The organism is Pelagivirga sediminicola, assembly GCF_003072125.1.
GTDB classification, from domain to species: domain Bacteria; phylum Pseudomonadota; class Alphaproteobacteria; order Rhodobacterales; family Rhodobacteraceae; genus Roseovarius; species Roseovarius sediminicola.
This window is the reverse complement of record NZ_QCYH01000003.1, coordinates 109,851-131,592: the sequence shown is the minus strand read 5'-3', so window position 1 is coordinate 131,592 and position 21,742 is coordinate 109,851. Positions and strand designations below refer to the sequence as shown.

At 65.8% G+C, this 21,742-nt stretch carries 20 protein-coding genes and 2 pseudogenes; 6 read left to right on the top strand and 16 right to left on the bottom strand.

Annotated features, from left to right (window positions below; all coding sequences use genetic code 11):
• Positions 1-2 precede the first annotated feature (2 nt).
• From DC366_RS06950 to DC366_RS06935, 4 genes are read right to left on the bottom strand one after another with little or no spacing between them, the layout of a single operon-like run.
• Complete coding sequence (locus DC366_RS06950; protein WP_108691488.1) at positions 3-1,064, bottom strand: LLM class flavin-dependent oxidoreductase; 1,062 nt, start codon at positions 1,062-1,064, stop codon at positions 3-5.
• Complete coding sequence (locus tag DC366_RS06945; protein WP_108691487.1) at positions 1,064-2,020, bottom strand: flavin reductase family protein; 957 nt, start codon at positions 2,018-2,020, stop codon at positions 1,064-1,066. The genes DC366_RS06950 and DC366_RS06945 overlap by 1 nt, the downstream gene beginning before the upstream one ends.
• A complete protein-coding gene (locus DC366_RS06940; RefSeq protein WP_165802862.1) occupies positions 2,017-2,856 on the bottom strand; it encodes an alpha/beta fold hydrolase in 840 nt (279 codons plus the stop codon). The genes DC366_RS06945 and DC366_RS06940 overlap by 4 nt, the downstream gene beginning before the upstream one ends.
• The gene (locus DC366_RS06935; protein WP_108691710.1) at positions 2,846-3,433 is read right to left on the bottom strand and encodes an amino acid synthesis family protein; all 588 of its coding nucleotides are present in this window, start codon (positions 3,431-3,433) and stop codon (positions 2,846-2,848) included. The genes DC366_RS06940 and DC366_RS06935 overlap by 11 nt, the downstream gene beginning before the upstream one ends.
• 115 nt (positions 3,434-3,548) lie before the next feature.
• Here DC366_RS06935 and DC366_RS06930 point away from each other — a divergent pair, with 115 nt between their 5' ends.
• A complete protein-coding gene (locus tag DC366_RS06930) occupies positions 3,549-4,229 on the top strand; it encodes a GntR family transcriptional regulator (RefSeq protein ID WP_108691485.1) in 681 nt (226 codons plus the stop codon).
• A 164-nt stretch (positions 4,230-4,393) separates the two neighbouring features.
• Here the strand turns inward: DC366_RS06930 and DC366_RS06925 are convergent, their stop codons facing one another.
• The 6 genes and pseudogenes from DC366_RS06925 to DC366_RS06900 all read right to left on the bottom strand — a co-directional run.
• Complete coding sequence (locus tag DC366_RS06925) at positions 4,394-4,933, bottom strand: cytochrome b (protein ID WP_108691484.1); 540 nt, start codon at positions 4,931-4,933, stop codon at positions 4,394-4,396.
• Positions 4,934-5,106: 173 nt separating this feature from the next.
• Entirely contained in the window at positions 5,107-6,084 is a 978-nt protein-coding gene (locus tag DC366_RS06920; protein ID WP_108691483.1) for a pirin family protein, read from the bottom strand.
• A 43-nt stretch (positions 6,085-6,127) separates the two neighbouring features.
• Positions 6,128-6,421, bottom strand: a complete 294-nt coding sequence (locus tag DC366_RS06915) for a GNAT family N-acetyltransferase (protein ID WP_207768669.1) — start codon at positions 6,419-6,421, stop codon at positions 6,128-6,130.
• The gene (locus tag DC366_RS06910; protein WP_108691482.1) at positions 6,418-7,140 is read right to left on the bottom strand and encodes an alpha/beta hydrolase; all 723 of its coding nucleotides are present in this window, start codon (positions 7,138-7,140) and stop codon (positions 6,418-6,420) included. Before DC366_RS06910 ends, DC366_RS06915 begins: the two co-directional genes overlap by 4 nt.
• Positions 7,137-8,066 (bottom strand): ring-cleaving dioxygenase, encoded by a 930-nt coding sequence (locus DC366_RS06905; protein WP_108691481.1) that lies wholly within the window; start codon positions 8,064-8,066, stop codon positions 7,137-7,139. Before DC366_RS06905 ends, DC366_RS06910 begins: the two co-directional genes overlap by 4 nt.
• Before the next feature lie 168 nt (positions 8,067-8,234).
• A pseudogene (locus DC366_RS06900) lies at positions 8,235-8,627 on the bottom strand (VOC family protein); the annotation flags it as partial.
• A 112-nt stretch (positions 8,628-8,739) separates the two neighbouring features.
• Between DC366_RS06900 and DC366_RS06895 the strand changes: the two are divergent.
• The 5 genes and pseudogenes from DC366_RS06895 to ureG form a co-directional block, all read left to right on the top strand.
• Positions 8,740-8,907, top strand: a pseudogene (locus DC366_RS06895) (helix-turn-helix domain-containing protein); the annotation flags it as partial.
• A 16-nt stretch (positions 8,908-8,923) separates the two neighbouring features.
• Positions 8,924-9,304: a hypothetical protein gene (locus tag DC366_RS06890; RefSeq protein WP_207768681.1), complete on the top strand. Its 381-nt coding sequence runs from the start codon at positions 8,924-8,926 to the stop codon at positions 9,302-9,304.
• Positions 9,305-9,991, top strand: coding sequence for an urease accessory protein UreF (locus DC366_RS06885; protein ID WP_108691479.1), 687 nt, complete (start codon positions 9,305-9,307; stop codon positions 9,989-9,991).
• Positions 9,969-10,802 carry an urease accessory protein UreD gene (locus DC366_RS06880; protein ID WP_108691478.1) on the top strand — a complete coding sequence of 278 codons (834 nt, stop codon included), beginning with the start codon at positions 9,969-9,971 and terminating at the stop codon, positions 10,800-10,802. The genes DC366_RS06885 and DC366_RS06880 overlap by 23 nt, the downstream gene beginning before the upstream one ends.
• 18 nt (positions 10,803-10,820) lie before the next feature.
• Positions 10,821-11,558: an urease accessory protein UreG gene (gene ureG / locus DC366_RS06875; protein ID WP_108691477.1), complete on the top strand. Its 738-nt coding sequence runs from the start codon at positions 10,821-10,823 to the stop codon at positions 11,556-11,558.
• Positions 11,559-11,633: 75 nt separating this feature from the next.
• On the opposite strand, the gene DC366_RS06870 is transcribed toward ureG, so the two are convergent.
• From DC366_RS06870 to DC366_RS06845, 6 genes are all read right to left on the bottom strand, one after another.
• Positions 11,634-13,091 (bottom strand): catalase, encoded by a 1,458-nt coding sequence (locus tag DC366_RS06870; protein WP_243405062.1) that lies wholly within the window; start codon positions 13,089-13,091, stop codon positions 11,634-11,636.
• Positions 13,092-13,175: 84 nt separating this feature from the next.
• A complete protein-coding gene (locus DC366_RS06865) occupies positions 13,176-14,183 on the bottom strand; it encodes an SDR family NAD(P)-dependent oxidoreductase (protein WP_108691476.1) in 1,008 nt (335 codons plus the stop codon).
• Between the two features lie 57 nt (positions 14,184-14,240).
• Positions 14,241-16,082: an acetyl-CoA hydrolase/transferase C-terminal domain-containing protein gene (locus DC366_RS06860; RefSeq protein WP_243405061.1), complete on the bottom strand. Its 1,842-nt coding sequence runs from the start codon at positions 16,080-16,082 to the stop codon at positions 14,241-14,243.
• Complete coding sequence (locus tag DC366_RS06855) at positions 16,075-18,144, bottom strand: 3-hydroxyacyl-CoA dehydrogenase NAD-binding domain-containing protein (protein WP_108691474.1); 2,070 nt, start codon at positions 18,142-18,144, stop codon at positions 16,075-16,077. The genes DC366_RS06860 and DC366_RS06855 overlap by 8 nt, the downstream gene beginning before the upstream one ends.
• Positions 18,141-19,433: an acetyl-CoA C-acetyltransferase gene (locus tag DC366_RS06850; RefSeq protein ID WP_108691473.1), complete on the bottom strand. Its 1,293-nt coding sequence runs from the start codon at positions 19,431-19,433 to the stop codon at positions 18,141-18,143. The genes DC366_RS06855 and DC366_RS06850 overlap by 4 nt, the downstream gene beginning before the upstream one ends.
• Positions 19,430-21,703, bottom strand: a complete 2,274-nt coding sequence (locus tag DC366_RS06845; RefSeq protein WP_108691472.1) for an acyl-CoA dehydrogenase — start codon at positions 21,701-21,703, stop codon at positions 19,430-19,432. The genes DC366_RS06850 and DC366_RS06845 overlap by 4 nt, the downstream gene beginning before the upstream one ends.
• Between the last annotated feature and the right edge of the window lie 39 nt (positions 21,704-21,742).

Below are 21,742 nucleotides of genomic sequence, written 5' to 3'. Positions count from 1 at the left end.
GCTCAGGCCCTCCGCGCTTCGGCGTTGTCCGAAAATTCGGGCATCACGCGGTCGATGAAGAGTTGCAGCGACTTCTTCTTTTGCTCGAACGGGATGCCGCCATCGATCCAGACCGCATATTGATCGTATCCCAGCGCCTCCGCATGGCGAACCCGGCGGGTCACTTCGTCGGCCGTGCCGATGGCCAGATCGCGGCGCAGCGCATCCTTTTTCATCATCGGGTTGGCGTCCATTTCTTCCTGCGTCAGCTTCTGGATGAAGCCTTGGCTCACGGGCTTTTCATTTTTGAACCAGGCGCCGAAATAGTTGTAATACCTGCGCAGCCCCTCATGCAGCACGTCGACCTCGGCGGCGTCTTCGCCCACGAAGGTATGGCGCAGGAGCATGCATTTCGGACGTGGCACGCCGGGATTGGCGGCGCAGGCGGCGTTGAAGGTGGCCATCAGGTGTTCGACCTCGCCGTCACCCTGCCAAAGCGGCGTCACCTGCACGTTGCAGCCATGCGTCACGGCGAATTCATGCGTGTTGGGATCGCGCGCGGCCACCCAGATCGGCGGGCCGCTTTGCTGGACCGGGCCGGGAACGGGCGTCGTGCTGGGGAACTGATGAAACTTGCCGTCATGGGCATAATCGCCTTTCCACAGACCCTGAAGCGCCGGGATCAGCTCGCGCATGCGCGCGCCCGCCTCCATCGCGTCCAGACCGGGCAGCATCCGCTCGTATTCATAAGAATACGCCCCGCGCGCGATACCCAGATCAAGACGGCCCTGCGTGGCGATGTCGGTCATCGCCGCCTCCCCGGCCAGCCGGATCGGATGCCAGAACGGCGCGATGACGGTGCCGGTGCCCAGCCGGATGCGGCTGGTTTTCGCCGCCAGATAGGCAATATTGACAAAGGGATTGGGCGAGATCGTGAATTCCATGCCGTGATGCTCGCCGATCCAGGCGGTCTCCATACCGCCCGCCTCGGCCATCTGCACCAGTTCGGTCAACTGGTCGAACAGATCGCGATGCGTATCGTGCGGCTCGACCCGTTCCATATGGACGAAAAGCGAAAACTTCATCACCTTGCTCCTTCGGATTTGGCGGCTGCTTTGGCCAGTGGCGAGATGCGCCCGGCTTGGGCCGAGCCGGTATAGACCCCGAAGGCGTTGTCGCGCCGCTCGGAGATGAAACGTGCGACCATGCTGCGCGTCGGGGCGTCAGCAAGGCGCGAGAGGGCCAGATCGTCAAACCGCACGAACCGCGACGCGGCATCCGGCGCGACCGCATTGGCGGTGCCGCGGTAGTAGATGAAACTGCGGTCGGCCTCGGGATCGTCGAAGACGGCAAAGATGAATTCGGGTGCCACGTCGATGCCGCGCCTTTGCAGATCCTCGATCAGCCCGTCCATCTGCTCCGGCCCGCCCAGCCGCCGGGCCGTCGGCAGACACAGGCTGCCGTCCTGCGCCTCGTCCAGCAACAGGGCATCGTCATGCTCGACGATCATTCCGTAGCGGACCGGATGGTCGCTGCTGGCCGCTTCCAGCGCCGCGCGCTCGGCCCCGAAGGACACGTAGGCGCCCCGGCAATAGCCCAGCGGCGCGACGGATGTATGCGCGAAATCGATGACGCGGCCCATGAGGATCACGTGGTCGCCAGCCTCGATGGTGCGTTCCATCGTGCAATCCAGCATCGCCGCCGTTCCCGGCAGGATCGGCGCGCCGCTGGCGCCGGTCCACCAGTCGACCCCCTCGAACCGGGTGCCGTTGCGGCTGGCGAAACTGCCCGAGACGTCGCGCTGATCCTCGGCCAGAATATTGATCGCCATGTGATCGCTGGCTTCCATCACCTCGCAGGAACCGGCCGTTTTCGCCACGCAGACCAGCACCAAAGGCGGATCGAGCGACACCGAGGTAAAGGAATTGGCGGTAAAGCCGCGCGGCGTGCCATCGGCCTGCGTGGCCGTCACCACCGTCACGCCGGTGGCGAAGGCCCCCAGCGCATTGCGCAGCTCGCGCGGGTCGATGGGCGCCGTCATGTCGTCTCTCCCGCGCCGCTTTGCGCCAGGACACGCGCGCTGAAATCGTGCAGCGCCGCATTGACCGGACCCGGCGTGACAAAACCGGCCATGTGGCGCGCGCCCGGCACGATCAGCGCCTCGCCGCGGGGCGCCGCATCGGCCATCGCGCGCGACATGTCGGGGGTGGAGTTCGGATCGTCCGCACCGGTCAGGAACAGCGCCGGCATCGCCAGATCCTTCATCCGGCCTTCAAAGGCGCGGTCCTGCGTCGCGAAAATGCGGTAGGCGCGCGCGTATCCCACGGGATCGACATCGGCCAGCATGGCGCGCAGCGTGCTGGCGTGACTGTCGCGTCGCGCCGCGTCGCCGGGGCCGAACCAGCGTTCGATCGTCGGCTCGATGCTGGCCATGACGCCTGCCTGCTCCAGCAGCGCGGCCCGCGCCTCGGCCGCCGCGCGGGCCGACGGCGTGCGGCAATATACGGCGTTGAGGGCGGCAATGCCCCGGATCCGTTCGGGCGCTGCCAACGCCGCGGCAATCGTGACGAGCGCGCCCATCGAATGACCGACCAGCAATACCGGACCATCGGCAAAGCCGTCCATCGCGGCAAGGATGCGACCCGCGAAATCCTCCAGCCCGGCGCCCTTCTGCAGAGGGTCGCTGGCGCCGTGACCGGGCAAATCCACCGCAAAGACGCGGTGCGTGCCGGACAGCGCGTCGGCCTGCGGCTCCCAGATGTCGGCGTTGAGACCGACACCGTGCAGGAGCACGATCAGCGGACCGCGCGTCCCCCACTGGCGCCACGCCATTCGCCCGGTGGGCGTCCGGACCGTATGGCGGGCCTCAAACGTCATTGCCCCCGAGCTCTTCGATATCCTGATAGCGATCGCCGATCCGGTGATGCGGGCGGCCCCCGATCGAGCCGCCGATGGCGACGACCAGCTCGTCATGCGCCGGGGCGTCGTCGATGCGGAACTGCACCGTCAGGTAATGCGAGCGGCGGCCCGCGTCATGCTTGTCCATCATCGGGATGGTGATCGGCGTGCCCGCCCCGCCGCGCAGGTTGGTGAAGGTCAGATAGCTTTGCGCGCCCACGGCCTTGCGGAAATGATTGCCGAACCGCAGCGTATGCGTCAGCGCCGAGGCGTGCTCGATCTCGCCATCCGTGCCCACCACGGCGGCCTTGCCATAGGCTTCGACCTTGTCGCCGCCGCCCATCATGTCCAGCAGGCGGCGTGTCAGCTCCTCGCCCAGCGGCGAGGCGATGGCGTGGATCTCGGGCTTGAGATCCTCGACAAAGCCGCGCCCGGCCCAGGGGTTCTTCAGCACGGCCGCAACGGCGAACTGCTGCCACGGCTGCGGACAGGCGCGACCGCCCTCCTCGAAAATGTCCTCGTGGAACGTGACGATCTTGCGAAGCCCCTGAATCATGCGATGCGCCTTTGTCATACAAAATTACAATCTGCCAAGCAGACTGCATCGAATCACACACCGTTGCAAGATGTCTTTTTGTATGACAACCTGCCTCCAATGATCGAGGGCAGGCATGGCACGCGAATTTCAAATCAAGGTCGAACGCCCCGCGTCGCTGCGCAGCCAGCTGCAGAACAGTTTGCGCAATTCCATTCTGAATGGCGACTTTGACCCCGGCGATCCACTGATCGAGCGGGAGCTGTGTGAAGCGTCCGGCGTCAGCCGACCGATTCTGCGCGAGGCGCTGGCACATCTCGAAGCGCGCGGGTTGATCGAGCGTCTGCCGTCACGCGGCTATGCGGTGTCCCTGCCTTCTCGCGAACGGATCTCCAACATCTACGAGGTGCGCGTCGCGCTTGAGGGATTGGCCGTGCGGTCATTCGTCGAGCGGGCGGACGCGGAAACGCTCGGGCAGTTGCAAATCCGGTGGCAGGGCCTTGATCGCGCTTTCTTCAGTCGCGACCGCGCGACGCTCCGGACCGCAACGACCGAGTTCTACGATATCTTGCTGGAAGGGTGCGGCAACGCCGAGATCCGCAGCGCCCTGGAGCCCTTATTGGACCGGATTGCCTTCTTGCGCACGCAAACCATGCTGTCACCGGAAAGGCGGCAGGCCAGTCATACGGAAATGCAGGCATTGGTCGAAGCGATTTCAAACCGCGATGCGGAAAAGGCCGCCAAAATCAGCGATCAGCATATCGAAAACGCCCGCGCCGCAGCGCTGAGCAAGCTGGACGACGGTCAGATGAAATGAGTGCCGCAGCGTGAAGCGTCCGCTGGTCTAGGTCGGAAAACTCTTCCTTATGGGCGTGGGTCATAGCTGGCTGCGGCGATACTCTCGTTCACCGCAGAAACGTCGTTCTCGCAATGAGGCCTGTCAAAGCTGTCTGTTGCGCCCTGTAATTTCGCCCCCGCCGTCTAGCCCGCCATCCGTTTCAAGGACCCGTCGCGCTTGATCAAATGGTGCCAGCCGACGGCCATGACGATATGGCCCAGCACAAGAAATGCCAGGATCCAGCCCATTTCCCCGTGCCATTCCGCCACCGTCTTCAGCCATCCGATATCCGTTTCGCGGGCGGGGAAGATCGGGATGCCGAGATAGCTGAAGCCGCGCTTGTCGCCCGCGGCTGCGACAAGCCGCACGGTGGGGACGACCACCATGAGGACGTAGATCGCCAGATGCCCGGCGGCAGCGGCCCGCCCGATGAGGCCGAAATGGACGGGCCTGCGCCGCAGGTTGGCAAGCCCCCAGATCCCCCGCAGCAGAACCAGCAGAAACAGCGTCGTGCCCAGAGTGTAATGATAGCTCCAGAAAAAATCCCGCACCGGATGTTCGCGCGGAAGCGCCCAATGCAGAGCCGCGGACAGAAATTGTGCCGCAAAGAGAACCGCCATGCCCCAGTGCAGGATCCGCGTGATCAGGCCGTAACGGTCGGGGCTGTCGTATAGGGTGGCCATGAGAGACTCCTTGTCCAGAAGAGCGTTTGTCCTGCGGGCTCGTTCTTAAAAAAGGGACTGCCGCCGAGTGTTCGCAAATTTCAGATATTTCACGCTATGGAATGGATGCCGGTCACGCCGAAAGCCGCCGGTCGCCGCTGCGCTTGGGGCGACCGGCAGGTCAGGGCGCGATGTCACGGGTAATGCACTCCGCCCTCGGCGCGCATGACCTTGCTTTTGCCTTCAGGCAGGGGAATGAACTCTTCCTCGTCGCCCGGCACCGTTTCGAACCGGCCGCGGGCCCATTCTTCCTTGGCCTGCTCGATGCGGTCGGGGCGCGAGGATACGAAGTTCCACCAGATATAGCGCGGGCCCTCCATCGGCGCGCCGCCGAACAGCATGAAGCGCGCGTGATCGCCGGTCCCGTCGGGCAGCGCCTTGACGGTGATCTCGTCACCCGGGCGCAGCACCAGCAGCTCGCCGGGCTCGAACGTGTCGCCGGCCACGTCGATCTTGCCCTTGATGGTATAAAGCGCGCGCTCCTCGGTGTTCGCGGCAATCGGCGCGCGGGCGCCGGGGGCCAGCGTCACATCGGCATAAAGCGTGTCGGATGCGGTCCTGAGCGGAGAGGATGCGCCAAAGGCCGATCCTGCGATCAGCCGCGCTTTCAGCCCTTCGGCCTCGACAACCGGCAGATCCGTCTTGCCGTGATGCATGAATTCGGCATCGGATTCCTCTTCGTTCTCGGGCAGTGCCATCCAGGTCTGGATACCAAAGAGGCGCTGGCCCGTGGCAAGGCGTTCGGGCGCGGTGCGTTCGGAATGGACGATCCCCTTGCCCGCCTTCATCCAGTTCACCGCGCCCGGCTCGATCGCCATATCGGTGCCGAGCGAGTCGCGGTGGTGGATCTGCCCCTCGAAAAGATAGGTCAGCGTGGCGAGGTTGATATGCGGGTGCGGGCGCACGTCGATCCCCTCATTCGTCAGGAATTCGGCCGGTCCCATCTGGTCGAAGAAGATGAAGGGGCCGACCATCTGGCGTTTCTTGGAGGGCAGCGCGCGGCGCACCTCCATTTCGCCCAGATCGACGGCGCGCGGCACGATCAGGGTCTCGATGGCGTCCACGGTCGCGCGGTCACCGGGGACGGGGTCGGGGCAGGGGCTCCAGCTCATGTTTTTGGTCCTTTCAGGTTGATGCAGGGGGGGGGTAGAGGCGTCAGCCGTTCAACACGTCCTGCCATTCGGGGTGTCTTGCGATCTGCGCCTTGGCGAAGGGGCAGAGGGGGACGATTTTCAGGCCCTTGGCGCGGGCATCCTCGACGCCGCGCTGCACGAGCGCCTGACCCACGCCGCGCCCTCGCAGGGCATCCGGCACGCCGGTATGGTCGATGATGATGGTGTTGGCTCCGGCGCGCGAATAGGTCATTTCGGCCTCGTGCCCGTCCACCACTGCGCTGTAGCGCCCTTTGGTGTCGCTTTCCTCAAGCGTGATCTCGATCTTGTCGCTCATCGGTTTCTCCAGCATTTCGCGTCGTTCAGATGTTTGCGCAGCCACGCGGCCTCGTCGGCGATGATACCATGACCGGCGCCCGGAATGATAATCGTATCGACCGCCGCGCCCATCGCACCCAGCACGCTTTCGCTTTGGCGCACACGGGCAAGCGGGATGTGCGGATCACGCTCGTGACAGCCCAGCAGCACCGGCACGCCGTCCAGCCGACCGTCGTAATCGAACCGTTTGGCAGGGCGGCCATACAGATCGCCCTGCGGCGGGCCACCCGCCTCGGCGGTTCCGACCAGCCCGCCCGACAGGGCGGCGACGGCGCGGAAGGGCCGCGCGAGCCGTGCCGCCGCCTCGACGGCGAGGCACGCGCCCTGGCTGAAGCCGACCAGCACGGTGCGCTCCGGGCCGATGCCCTCGGATGCGAGACCCTCCAGCAGCGCCTCGATCACGCTCAGCCCACTGCCCAGCCCCGGCTCGTTCGCGCTGAGCGGGGCGAGGAACGAGTCCGGCCACCACGAACGGCCCGCCGCCTCGGGTGCCAGCACGGCGAGGTCCGGCAGGGCCAGATACTCGGCCAGCCCGATCATGTCCGCCGGCGCGCCGCCGCGGCCGTGGAGCATGATGACGGCAAGCCGCGCGCGGCTGAGCGACGCGCCCGCAATGGCCAACCGCTGCCCTGAGTGTGGGCCGCTGCCGCCCGTGCGGTTCGCGATCCCGGCGCTCATGACGGCACCCGGATCTGCGGCAACACCTGCTCGATGCGGGTGCGGTGCGCCTCGTATTTCTCGGGCAGCTTCAGCGCCTCGCCCAGATGCGCCGGATCCTCGTCCACCGCAAAGCCCGGTGGATCGGTCGCGATCTCGAACAGCACGCCGCCGGGGGTGTGGAAATAGATGGCATCGAAATACTGCCGGTCTATCACGGGCGTCACCTGCATCCCGATGGCGGCCAGCCGCTTGCGCCACTCCAGCTGTTCGCCCGCGTCACGCGCGCGAAACGCAACGTGATGGATGGTGCCCGCACCGGGGCGCCCGATCGATGGCGCGTCCGACGTCATCAGATCCACGGCCGAGCCGCGCTCGGGATCGTTGGAGCGATAGCGCAGCCGCGTCTCCGTCCCGCCGGTGCCGCCGGTCGCGGCGTCCTCGCTCGCCTCACGCACGTATCCCATCGCCTCCAGCACGCTGGCGGTGGCGGCGGTGTCCTTCAGCCACAGCGTCACCGAATGGAAGCCTTCGTCGCGGGCCCCGCCCTCAATGATCTCGACGCGCAAGCCATCCGGGTCGCGCAGCGCGATGGCACGCTCGCCAAACCGCTCGAACGGGCCTTCGAAATCGACGGCCGCTTCGGCGAGGTCCATCATGCTTTTGTCCAGATCCGGAACGGCATAGGCAACGGCGGAGGCCATCCCTGCGCCCGCGCGCCCCGGCCCGGCATCGACGAAGGGAAAGAACGTCATGATCGAACCGGGCGCCGCATCAACGTCACCGTAATACAGGTGGTAGGTGCCCGGATCATCGAAGTTCACCGTGCGCTTGACCAGACGTTGACCAAGTGTGCCGACCCAGAAATCGAGGTTGGATTGCGGCGGGCCGGAAATCGCGGTGACGTGATGCAGGCCGGGAATGGCGTCAGGGGTGGGCGTTGCCATGATGTATTCTCCTTACTGGGCCGGTCGCGGACTGAAAAAGGATACGCGCGGCCTTTGTGATTTGCGGTTGCGGACTTATGTAAAATTCAAGTTCCCGAATGAAAGTCGTTACCGAATGGAAACCACCCCTGATAATCCACATCTGCCTGATATTGTGTCGCCCGGAACCTCGACCAGTGCAAAGCCGTCGCCGTCAGGCCCGGCAAAGCGCAGACGCTTTTCGCCGAACTGCTCCACCTCCTCGATGCCGTCCACCCCCGCGAGGGCAAGGCGATCGCGCCAGTAGTCCAGCGCGTTCGGGGGCACGGCAAAGGCTGTCTCCGAGACCTCGCTGGTGCCGCGCCGGCCCTTCACGATGTGCGGGAACGGAAAATAGGTCATCACCGAACCGGGCGTGCCGCTCTGGTCGCCATAATAGAGGTGATACACCTCCGGCGCGTCGAAATTGACGGTCTTCTTGACCCGGCGCATGCCGAGCAGCTTGGTAAAGAAATCGTTGTTTTCCTGCGCATCCGACGCCATCGACGTGACATGGTGCAGGCCTTTGATCTGGGTGAGCATGGTGCGCTCCTTCGTGGCTGATCTTGCTTGATCCGAACATAAGGGGCGCGGTCATTCATCGGAACCGCGATAATGTTGCATTGACTGTTGCGATTGGCGTAATAATGACGACATGGGTGAGCTGGAATCAATTCGCGTCTTTCTTGCCGTGGCCGAACTGGAGAGTTTTGCCGGGGCTGCGCGGCAACTGGGCATGACGCCCGCATCGGTCACGCGCACCATTGCGGCGCTTGAGGACAGGCTGCGCCTGCAGCTTCTGGTGCGCACGACGCGGCGCGTGTCGCTGACCTCTCGGCGTGCGCCCGCATACGGTATTCACCGGCGGCATGGTGGCGACGGCGGCGCTGGGCGATCCCAACGCGTCGATCCCCACGCCGCAGCCAGTGATGGAGCGGACGGGCTTCAATGTTCATTCCCCGGCGGCAGGGGCGACCAGCCTTGCCTTTGTGTCGCAGGCGGCGATTGACGACGGGCTGGCGGACCGGATCAACACGGGCCGCAAGTTCGTCGCGATCCAGAGCACGCGCGGGCGCACCAAGGAAGACATGCCGGAAAACACTGCCCTGCCAAGGATCGAGGTCGATCCCGATACCTATTCGGTCAAGATCGACGGCGAGATTGCCGATCACGAACCGGCCAGCGAAGTGCCGATGGCTCAGCGATACTTCCTGTTCTGAATGGCCCGCACCGGACTTGGAAGACAGGCCGCGCTTTTGGTGCTGGCGGATGGACGCCTGCCCGCCGGCGGCTATGCCCATTCCGGCGGGCTGGAGCCTGCCGTCGCGGCGCGTCGCGTCACCGACATGGCGGAGCTGGAAGCGTTTCTTGTCGGGCGGGCCGAGACGGCCGGAGTGATCGCTGCCGCATTTGCCGCGGCTGCTTGTGCGCGCGCCTTGCGCGACGATCTTAGCCAGATGCCCGAGCTGGAGGCCGAACTGGACGCGCGCATCCCGTCGCCCGAACTACGCAAGGTGTCGCGCGATCTGGGGCGGCAATTGCGCCGCGCGATGAGCAGTATTCATCCGCATCCGCATTTTGCCGATCTGGGCCCCGCGCCGCATCAGCCCATCGTCATGGGTGTCGCGGCGGCGGCGCTGGGGCTGGATGCGCAGGACGCCGCGCTTGCCATCCTGCACGAGAACAATTCCGGCGCGGCGGCGGCGGCGGCCAAGCTGATGCCGGTCGATCCGTTTGATGTGCACGCCATTCTGGCCCGCATGGCCGAACGGCTGGACCGGCTGGCCGGACGGGCCGCAGCGCTTGCGGGTGGCCCGCCCGCAGACCTGCCCTCGCCCGGCGCGCCCTTGGCCGATATCGCGGCGGAACATCACAGGAGGCGTGATGTACGACTCTTTGCATCATAGGGCACCCGCCGGCCCTGTCGGCGCCATGTCCGCCCGCGCCGTTCTGGCCAGCGAGCTTAACGGCAAGGGCCGCATCAGCCGCATCAGGACATTGCGTTCGGACGGCCCGCTGGTGCTGCGCAAATCCAATCCCAAGGGGCCGGAGCCGCTGACGCGGCGGCGTCATGACGTGGCGCGGGTGGCTTTGGCTGCCGGAACGGCGGGGCCGCTCGGCGGGGATGATTACGCGCTGGATGTGAATGTCGGTGCGGGCAGCACTCTTGTGCTGCAGGAGGTGTCGGCCATGCTGATCCTGCCGGGGCAGGGCGGCGCGCAGTCGAAAATGGCGATCAACATAACGGTCGAGCAAGGCGCCACCTTCGTCTGGTGGGCCGAGCCGGTCATTGCCGCGCATCGCTGCAACCACCTGCATGACGTGCGCATCGCGCTTGCGCCGGACGCGCGGATGATCCTGCGCGAGGAAATACTGCTGGGCCGACATGGCGAGGCGCCGGGCGATTTTTCCAGCCGGTTGCGGATTACGCGGGGCGGGCTTGCGCTTTATGATCAGCAGATCGCATTCGGCCCGTCCAGCGATGGATGGGACGGGGCGGCGGTGTTGGGCGGTCACCGCGCGACCGGCTCGGTGATCGCGGTCGATCCGGATTGGGTGGACGCGCCGCCTGCCGCCGCGCCGTTTGACCAGAATGCCGCGCTGACGCCGCTGGCCGGACCGGGCGCCGCGATCGGCGCGGTCGCGCCCGACAGCCTGGAACTCCGCCGCCTTCTGATGCGCGGCGTGACTGAACTCGGCCCGTCCTGGGCCACCTGACCTGAAGGAGACGAGACCATGCATGACGAAACCACACCCCGGACCCGCGCCCTGCGCCTTGGCGTGGCGGGCCCCGTGGGCACCGGCAAAAGCTCGGTCATTGCCACGATCTGCCGCCATTTGCGCGACGAATTCGCGCTGGGCGTCATCACCAATGACATCTACACGGACGAGGATGCGCGATTTCTGAAGTCCGAAGGCGTGCTGCCCGAAGAGCGGATCCGCGCCGTCGAAACCGGCTCCTGCCCGCATACGGCGATCCGCGACGACGTGACCATGAACCTGATGGCGGTCGAGGATATGGAGCGTGATTTCGCGCCGCTCGACATCGTGCTGGTGGAGAGCGGCGGCGACAACCTGACCGCGACATTCTCGCCCGCGCTGGTCGATGCGCAGATCTTCGTGCTGGACGTGGCCGGTGGCGGCGATGTCGCCCGCAAGGGCGGGCCGGGGATCAGCGGCGCCGATCTGCTGGTCATCAACAAGATCGACCTTGGGCCGCATGTCGATGTGGATGTGGACCAGATGGTTGCCGACGCCGAAAAGGCGCGCGGCGGCGAGCCGGTCCTGCCGCTCTCGCGCAAGCGGCCCGAGACCGTCGAAAAGCTGTGCGACTGGGTGCGGCATATGCATCAGACCTATGCGAAAGGCGGCCACGTTCCGGTCGATCCCGGCCCGATGGCGCCGCATCACCACGCGCATGACGATGATCACGGGCATACGCACAGCCATTCGCACAGCCACAGCCACGACTGACGGCGCAGCGACGAAAAAGCCCTGCGAGACATCTCCCGCAGGGCTCGTTTTCAACGCTCCGGATCAGGTGGTGCCTTAGCCGTCCCGGACGCCTTTTTCGACCCTCTGGCCCAGCGTCTCATCCACGTTGCGCCAGTATTCGAACGCGCGTTTCAGAACCTTTTCCGACACACCGCCCTTGAGATGGCCGACGATATTGCCCACCAACCGGTCACGTGCGGCATCGTCCAGCACGTCGCGCACCAATGTGCCGGCCTGGCCCCAATCGTCGTCATCCTCGCGCAGAGTGTAGGCGCGGCGCACCATGTCGCCATCGGCATACCACTGCCCCGCATCGTCGGTCAGCGATGGATCCGCCGCAGGCCCGCCATAGGAGTTGGGCGCATAGACCGGGTCCGAGACATTCTCGACCCGCATCGCGCCATCCTTGGAATAGCTGTGGACGGGGGATTTCGGCCGGTTGACCGGAATCTGCCTGTAGTTCGCCCCCAGCCGCGCGCGATGCGCGTCCGAGTAGGAGAACCCGCGTCCCAGCAGCATCTTGTCCGGGCTCATGCCGATGCCGCGCACCAGGTTGCTGGGCTCGAACGCGGCCTGCTCGATCTCGGTGTGGAAATCGGTCGGGTTGCGGTCCAGGGTCAGCTTGCCCACCTCGATCAGCGGGTAATCGGCGTGCGGCCAGACCTTGGTCAGGTCGAACGGGTTGAAGCGATAGGTGCGCGCCTCCTCGAACGGCATGATCTGCATCTTGAGCGTCCAGGTGGGATGGTTCCCGTCGCGGATCGCGTTGAACAGGTCGCGGCGGTGATAATCGCCATCGGTGCCGGCCAGGGTGTCGGCCTCGTCCTGGGTCAGGAACTCAATGCCCTGATCGGTCTTGAAGTGGTATTTGACCCAGAATTTCTCGCCCTCGGCGTTGACCCACATATAGGTGTGGCTGGAAAAGCCGTCCATGTGGCGCCATGTCTTGGGGATGCCGCGATCGCCCATCAGCCACGTGACCTGATGCGCCGATTCCGGCGAGAGCGTCCAGAAATCCCACTGCATGTCGTGATCGCGCAGGCCCGAATCCGCCCGGCGTTTCTGCGAGCGGATGAAGTGCTGGAACTTCATCGGGTCGCGCAGGAAAAAGATCGGCGTGTTGTTGCCGACCATGTCGTAATTGCCCTCTTCGGTGTAGAATTTCAGCGAAAAACCACGCGGATCGCGCCACGTGTCGGGGCTGCCGCGCTCGCCCGCAACGGTCGAGAAGCGGGCCAGCATGTCGGTTTTGACACCGGGCTGAAACAGCGCCGCGCTGGTGTATTTGCTGACATCCTGCGTCACCTCGAACCGGCCGAAGGCGCCGCCGCCCTTGGCGTGGGGCTGACGCTCGGGGATGCGCTCGCGGTTGAACTGTGCCATCTGCTCAATCAGGTAGTGATCGTGCAGCACGATCGGCCCGTCGGCACCGACCGTCAGCGAGTGTTCGTCACTCGCAACGGGAATTCCGGCATCGGTCGTGGTGGGTTTTTTGACGTCGTCGCTCATCATTAACTCTCCCTGCGTTATTATGAATCATGGCTTGCGCCTACATTGCCGCAGTTGCGCGCAATAGCCAACCCACCGGTCACCGGATCAGGCGCCGTAATGGTCGCGATACCAGTCGACAAACCGCTGGACACCGACCTGCACGTTGGTGCGCGGCAGTGGTCCGGTCAGCGCCTCGATCAGGTCCGCATCGGCCCATGTGGCCGGCACATCGCCCGGCTGCATGTCAAGGAACCGCTTTTGCGCGGGCCGCCCCGTCGCCTCCTCGATTGCCGCGACGAAATCCATCAGCGGGACGGGGACACCATTGCCGATATTCACCACCCGCCACGGTGCGACCGGCGACAGGCTGTCATGTGGCAGGTCCGGCGCGGCCGCGCGCCTCGGGGGCACGTCGATCAGGCGGACAATGCCCGTCACCAGATCGTCGATATAGGTAAAGTCGCGCCGCATGTCGCCGTGGTTGTAGATGTCGATGGGCGTGCCATCCAGAATCGCCTTGGTAAACTTGAAAAGCGCCATGTCGGGGCGGCCCCACGGGCCATACACCGTGAAAAAGCGGAACATGGTCGTCGGCACGTCATAAAGATGCGCATAGGAATGTGCCATCGCCTCGCCTGCCTTCTTGGTGGCGGCGTAGAAGGACATCTGGTGATCGGTCTTGTGCATCTCGCTATAGGGCATCTTCGTGTTGGCGCCGTAAACCGATGATGTGGAAGCGATCAGCAGATGGGCGGGCGGCGTGTTGCGCGCGGCCTCCAGCACCTCGAACGTGCCGACGAGGTTGGAGTCCACGTAGCTGCGCGGCGCATCGATGGAGTATCGCACGCCCGCCTGCGCGGCGAGATGGATGATCGCGTCAAAGCGATCCTGCGCGACCAGATCATTCATGCGGCCCGACTCTTCTACGCGGGCCTCGATGGCGGTGAAATGGTCCGATTGGATCAGCATGTCGTGGCGGCGCTGTTTCAGCGTGACGTCATAGTAATCGGTCATCGCGTCCAGCCCGGTCACCTGCCAGCCCTCATCAAGCAGTCTGCGCGCCAGATGATAGCCGATAAACCCGGCCGATCCCGTCACCAGTGCCTTGCGCATCGCCCTTCGCCCCATCCTGTTCTGCTGGTCTGTCCTGTCCCGGCACAGGCGCCCCCGTCAAGGGCGATGTGCCGCCTGCGCACGCAGGGCGCCGCGCAGCGCGCGGGCCGAAAGCGGCTGAAACAGGCGGGGCGCGGCATCATAGCCCATGCGCTTCAGCGCCTCGCCCTCCTGCGGATGGGGTTTGGACCACAGCGAGGCCGCCATCAGCCGGGCCATCTGCACCCGGTCTAGCGCGGCCTCCCTCAGCCGGGCCAGCGCGGGCAAAAGCGCGCGCTCGATCTCATCGAAATCGGTGCCCAGCGGAAAATCCGGCAGCGCGTCGCCGCGCCACGGCGCCAGCCAGTCGCGCACGCGATCGGGGGTGTTGCGGCGATGCGCCTCGGGCACGCGCCAGTCGCGGTCCAGCTTGCCGGCCCGCTGAGCCTCGGCCGCCAGCGTGGTCTGAAACCGGCTGTCGGCGATGGCGATCATCCGCTTGATCACCTCCTCATCGGTCTGGCCGCGCAGATCGGCGGCGCCGTACTCCGTCACGACGATATCGCGCATGTGGCGCGGTATAGTGACGACGGGGGTCGTCCAGACGATGTTGGAGGTCAGCCGCCCGCCGGTGCAGCGCGTTGCGGGCAGGGTCACGATGGCGCGCGCGCCCTCCAGCGCAAGGGCCTGCGCGACGAAATCCATCTGCCCGCCCACACCGCTGACCACCTGCCCCGGCCGGGCGGAATCGGACATCACATCGCCCAGCAGGCTGGCCTGCATCGCCCCGTTGACAAAGCGCGCATCGACGCGCGCGGCGCGCTTCGCCGCCTCGTCACCATAAAGCGCGTTGGTATAGCTGACGGGCATCATCGAAATGCGCCCGCGCCGCTCTGGCGCCATGTCGCGCAGGCGCTGATACATCTCGCGCGCCTCGACGAAAAATCCGGCATGGATCACCGCGCCGCCGACCTCGCGCCGCAGAATACCGGCATCGAGGAGCGCGATCAGCCCGCCGACCAGCATTTCGGTCACGGCATAAAGGCCCGCCTCGAACCGGCCGGTTTCGTCGCCGACAAGCGGCATGGGCGCGGCGCGCCAGACATCCTCCAGCCGCCCGGCATCGCGCAACAGCAGCGCGTTGGCCACCGCATCCCCGATCGCGCCGATGCCGATCTGAAGCGTGCCGCCATCGCGGATCTGCCGCGCGACATGCAGCCCGATCGCATGTTGCGCATCTGACACCGGCCGGCGCACGGCGGAGAAAAGACCATAGGGCGCGTGCGGCTCCAATTTCATCTGCAACGCGTCCATCTCCAGCGCGGCAGGGCCGTCCATGAACGGCATCTCGTCCGAGATTTCGCCGACGGCGATGAAATCCATCCTGCCGTCGCCGCGGAACGCGAAAAGATCGGCGGAGATGTCGGTATTGCACGCCATGCTGAGCCGGCCGTTTTCCTCGGCGAAGAGTTGCGCCACCACGTTGGGCCGCTGCGCGATCAGCACGTCGCGCGCATGTGTGTAACTGGCCGAAATATAGTGGCGCTGCGCATATTCGTCGCTCAGCCAGTCGCCCGCCTGAAAGAAGAACTCGGAGACGGTGATATTGTCCGGCACCGCGTCTTCGCGGATCATCTCGGCGTAATGCAACTCCGGATATGCGCCGAACAGACGGTCCAGCGCAGGCTCCAGAAAGCGGCGCTCCATATCGCTTTCGGGGCGCGGGCGGCTGAGGGTGAGCGCGGTGAAGATCGTCAGGCGCAAGGACGGATTGGCCGCCGCCATGCGGGTCAGCGCGTTCACGATGCTCAGCGGCTTGCCCAGACCCAGCGGCAGGGCCAGCCGCACCGCGCCCCCCGTGCGCGCAAAGATGGCCGCGGCCATGCTGTCCGCGTCGGCAAACAGCTCCGGCTCAGCCAATCTTCTGCCAGCCCGGATCGGGGGCAAAGCGGGGGCCATGCGCCGCCTCAAGCTCTTTCAGGCGCTTCTGGATCTCGTCGATGCCGCGCGCGCGGGCATAGTGCATCGGCCCGCCGCGGAACGGCGCCCAGCCGGTGGCAAAGATCATCGCGGCGTCGATGTCATCCTCGGCGGCCACCACATCGCGGCGCAGCACTTCGACACAGGCATCCAGCATCGGCAGGATCAGCCGGTCGGTCAGGTCGGCGGGACCTTCCTCGTCGCTTTCGGGATGCGGGGTGCCGTCAGACCAGTCGTAGAACCCCTTGCCCGCCTTCTTGCCCGTCTCGCCTGCCTTGACCTTGTCGCGCAAGGTCTGGCTGATCGGCGCCATGGGTTTCTCCAGCCCCTCGGCCAGGCTTTCGGCGACGTGCAGCCCGATGTCGAGCCCCACGTAATCGGCCAGCGTGACGGGCCCCATCGGCATGCCAAAGCGCAATGCGGCGCCGTCGATGACTTCCTTCGGCACCCCCTCATCCATGAGCGTCATCGCCTCCATCATGTAGGGCACCAGCGCGCGATTGACGAGGAAGCCGGGATAGTCGCCCACATGCACCGGCAGCTTGCCGATCGCGCCGCAGAACGCGGCGAGCCGCGCGGTGGTCTGCGGCGCGGTATCGGCGCCGGTGATAACCTCGACCAGATCGACCTTGGACACCGGATTGAAGAAATGCAGCCCGGCGAACTGCGCCGCATCGGGGGCGTGGGTGGCCAGATCGTCCAGCGGCAGGCTGGAGGTGTTGCTGGCCAGGATCGCGTCTTTTTTCATGCGGGATTTGAGGCCGTCATAGATCTTTTGCTTGATCTCCATCTTCTCGGGCCCCGCCTCGATGATCAGATCGGCGGCGCCGATTCCGTATCCTTCGGGGTCGGGCATCAGCCGGTCCAGCGCGTCGCGCTTGTCGATGCCGCTCAGATGTTTGGCGTCGCAGATTTCGCCCGCCATCTTGACCGCGCGGCCCAGCGCCTCGGCACTGGTATCGCCCAGCGTGACCTGCTTGCCCCGGATCGCGGCCATGGTGGCGATCTCGGCGCCCATGGCGCCCGCGCCGATGACATGCACATGCGCGATGTCATCCTCGCCCTTGGCATTGCCGCGCAGCCGCTGGCGCAGGAAGAACGCGCGTTGCAGGTTCTTGGACGTGTCGGTTTGCAGCAAGCGGCCGAAGGATGCGATCTCGGCCTTTTGCATCGCGGCGGGATCGCCGCCGTGCTCCTCCCACAGGTCGATCAGGGCGTGGGGGGCCGGGTAATGCTCTTTCGGGGCCTTCGCCTCGGTCTGGCTGCGCATCTGCCGCGCGGCATAGCTGCGGGCGGTGGCAAGGCTGAAGGCGCGCGCCTTCAGCCCGCGTTCGCGCTCTTCCAACTCGCCATTCGCGGCGGCCTTCACGGCGGCGGCGACATGGCGCTCCTCGACCACGGCATCCAGAAGGCCCAGCGATTTGGCCTTTTTCGTGTGGGCGCTCTTGCCGGTCAACATCAGCGTCATCGCCTCGACCGGGTCGATCAGCTGGGTCGAACGAAACGTGCCGCCCAGCCCCGGATGCAGGCCCAGCTGCACCTCCGGAAAGGCGAAGGACGCGCCGCGCACCCCGATGCGGATGTCGCAGGCCAGCGCCATTTCAAACCCGCCGCCCAGCGCCGCGCCATGCACGACGCAGATCGTGGGGCATTTCAGCGCTGCCAGCTTGTCAAGGACAGCATGCCCTTCGCGCAGCAGCTCTTCGGCGTTGTCGGCCACATCCTTGAACTCGGAGATATCCGCCCCGGCGGCAAAACCGCCCTCCTTGGCCGAGCGGATGACCAGCGCCTTGGGCATGTCCTGCTGCGCCGCGTCCAGATGCGCATCGAGCTCCTCCAGCACCTTGCGGGAGATGACATTGGTGCCGCTGCCCTCGCAATCCATGGCCAGCCAGAGGATGCCATCGGCGTCGCGGCCTGCGCGCCAGTTGCCTTCGCGCGGGCCTGCGCCGCCCATCTCGCGCAGCTCTTCGCCCAGAAATTCCATCACGGCCCCGGTCATCGCACAGCCTCCAACAGCATGGCGCCGCCCAGCCCGCCACCGATGCATTCGGTGGCGATGCCGCGCGTGGCACCTCGTTTCTTCATTGCGTTTGCCAGATGCAGCACGATCCGGTTGCCACTGGTGCCCACCGGATGCCCCAGCGAGATCGCGCCGCCGTCGACGTTCAGCTTGTCCCGGTCGATCCGGCCAAAGGCGGCGTCGTATCCCAGCACCTCGCGGCAGAACCCATCGTCGGCCCATGCCGCGACGCATGCCAGCACCTGCACCGCAAACGCCTCGTTCAGCTCCCACAGGTCGATATCGTTGATGTCAAATCCGTGCCGCTGCGCGATCGGGGTCGACGCCATGACCGGCCCAAGGCCCATCACGGCCGGGTCCAGCCCGGCCCATTCACTGTCGGTGATCTCGGCCAGCGGCTCCAGCCCGTGCAGGTCCACCGCCTTTTGCGAGGCGACGATGACCCAGCTTGCGCCATCTGTGATCTGGCTGGAATTGGCGGCCGTCACCTTGCCATAGGGTTTTTCGAAAACCGGTTTGGGCTTGGCCATTCCCTGCATGTCGCTGTCGGGGCGCACGCCGTCGTCATGGTCGTAAACCGTGCCGTCGGGGCCAAAGGCGCTTAGCACCTCGCCGTTCAGGGTGCCGTCCTTTTGCGCCTGCGCAAGCCGGTGATGGCTTTGCATCGCGTAGGTGTCGGCGGTTTCGCGGTCGATATCGAAACGGTGCGCCAGTATCTCGGCGGTCTGGCCCATGCCCAGATCGGTGATCGGATCGGTCAGGCCGCGCTCCAGCCCGATGACGGGCTTGAAAAATTCGGGCCGCAGCCCCGACATCGCGCGCACCTTGTCCACCGGGCTACGCGCGGAGTTGAGCCGGCCCAGCCACTCGGCAGCCGATTGGCGCAGGATCAGCGGCGTGTGGCTGAGCGCTTCGGCGCCGCCCGCGAGGATCATGTCGTGGCTCCCCGACCGGATATAGCGATAGGCCGTGTCGATGCTTTGCATGCCAGATCCGCAGTTGATCTGCATGTTGAACGCGACCATCCGCTCGCCGAGGCCAAGGCGCAGCGCGGCGACACGCGCCGGGTTCGCCTCGTCCGCCATCACGTTGACGCAGCCAAGGATGACCAAATCCAGCGCCGTGCGGTCAAACGGCTGACGCGCCAGCAGGGGGCGCCCGCATTGCACCGCCAGATCGACGGGGGTGAAAGGGCCGGGGGTGCCGCGCGCCTTGAGAAAGGGGGTGCGCGCCCCGTCCACCAGGAATACCCGTTGGGATTGCGTCACTGTGCGGCCTCCTTCTGCGTGGCTTCTGATTCGCCCTCGCGGCTGCGGATAGGCTGCGAGAAATCGTTGAAATAGCGGGTCAGCTCGTCGGGGGTGAAATCATCCACCGCGATGACGCGGCTGACCAGATCCTGCATCGCTGCGATCTGCTCCATCTCGGCGTCGCTGAGGATACCCGCCTCCAGCCCTTCCTGCGGCGTCTTGCGGGCCTCGCGCAGGCGTTTCATCACCGGGGCCATGGCGTTGACCTCAGCATAGCATTCATTCAGCAGCGTGATGCCCGGATGCAGGCACCCGCCGCCGATGCCGCCGGTGATCCGGTCGCGCGCCGCCGAAGGGGCATAGATCAGATCGCTGCACGCCTCGACCAGCGCATCGCTCGGCCCCTTTTCGCGGCGGCCGGGCCACGTGATCGCGCGCAGCACCCACGCTGCCCAGCGCGCGGGCAGGTTGACGATGACATCGTCCAGCGCGGTCTGGATGCGCTGAAACCCGGCCTCGGCAGCGTAGTTCAGCACGGGCAGATCCGCCTCCTGCCGCCCCTCGTCGTCCCAGCGTTTGAGCGCGGCGGAAATGATATACATCTCCGACAGGATATCGCCCATCCGGGTCGAGATCATCTCCTTGCGCTTGAGCGCGCCGCCCAGCGTCAGGAAGCAGAAATCGGCCGTCAGCGCGTAGGCCGCCGACCAGCGGCCAAGACGGCGGTAGATATGCGTCGCGTCCCCCGCATCCGGCGCCGGGGCAAAGCGGCCCCCGGTCAGCGCGCGGCCCCATGCACGGAAGAGCGTTTTGGTGGTGTGCCCGATATGGGCCCAGACGGATCTGTCGAACGCCTCCAGCGAGCGCTCGCGGTCCGGCTCCTGCAGGGCCATCATGTTGTCCAGCATGTGGGGATGCGCCCGGATCGATCCCTGACCGAAGATGATCAGGCTGCGGGTGACGATATTTGCGCCCTCGACCGTGATGCCGATGGGCACCGCGCGATAGAGCGGCAGCAGGTAGTTGGACGGCCCGTCAATGACCGCCTTGCCGGAATGCACGTCCATCGCGTCGTTCAGCGCCTCGCGCATGCGAAAGGTTGCGTGTGCCTTCATGATGGCGGAAATCACCGACAGCGCCGTGCCCTCGTCCAGCCCCGCGCAGGTCAGATGGCGCGCCGCGTCCATCGAATAGGCGTCCGCCGCCAGCTTGCCCATGCGCATCTGGACGCCGCCGAATTTGCCGATGGGCAGGCGGAACTGCTCGCGGATGCGCGCATAGGCGCCGGTGGTGTGGGCGCTCAGCGCGATGGCGGCGCAGCCCATGGAGGGCAGCGAAATGCCGCGCCCGGCAGCCAGCGCACTCATCAGCATCATCCAGCCGCGCCCGGCATAATCCGGCCCGCCGATGATGTTCTCCAGCGGGATGAACACGTCCTTGCCCGTCGTCGGCCCGTTCATGAACATGGTGGAGGACGGTATATGACGACGGCCCGTCTCGACCCCTTCCAGATCGGTCGGGACCAGCGCGCAGGTGATGCCGATCTCCTCGGTATCGCCCAGCAGCCCGTCGGGATCGCGCAGCTTGAACGCGAGGCCCAGCACAGTGCAGACGGGCGACAGCGTGATATAGCGCTTGGCCCAGTTCAGGCGGATGCCCAGCACCTCCTCGCCCTGCCATTGGCCCTTGCAGATGATGCCCTCATCCACCATCGCCCCGGCGTCGGACCCGGCCTCGGCGCTGGTCAGGCCAAAGGCGGGCAATTCGCGCCCGTCGGCAAGGCGGGGCAGCCAGTATTCCTGCTGCGCAGCCGTGCCGAACTGGTGCAGCAACTCGCCCGGTCCCAGCGAGTTGGGGACCATTACCGTCACCGCCACGGCGACCGAGCGGGTGGAGATGAAGCGCACCACCTCGCTATGCGCGAAGGCCGAAAACTCCAGCCCGCCGTGGGATTTGGGAATGATCATCCCGAAAAACCCCTTGTCGCGCAGAAATTTCCACACTTCGGGCGGCAGATCGGCGGTTTCCTGATTGATCGTCCAGTCGTCGATCATGCTGCACAGCTCGTGGCAGGGGCCGTCGATGAACGCCTGCTCTTCCGCCGTCAGCTTGGGCGCCTTGACCGCGCGCAGGATGTCCCAGTCGGGGTTGCCGGAAAAAAGCTCGGCCTCCCACCACACGTCGCCCGCGTTCAGCGCCTCGCGCTCGGTATCCGACAGGGCGGGCAGGGCGCCCTTGGCCCAGCGGTGAATGGGTCTGGTGATGTAATTCGCGCGGAAGGACGGCATCGGACACTCCGTTTACCTGACACAACGCGCCGCTGGGCA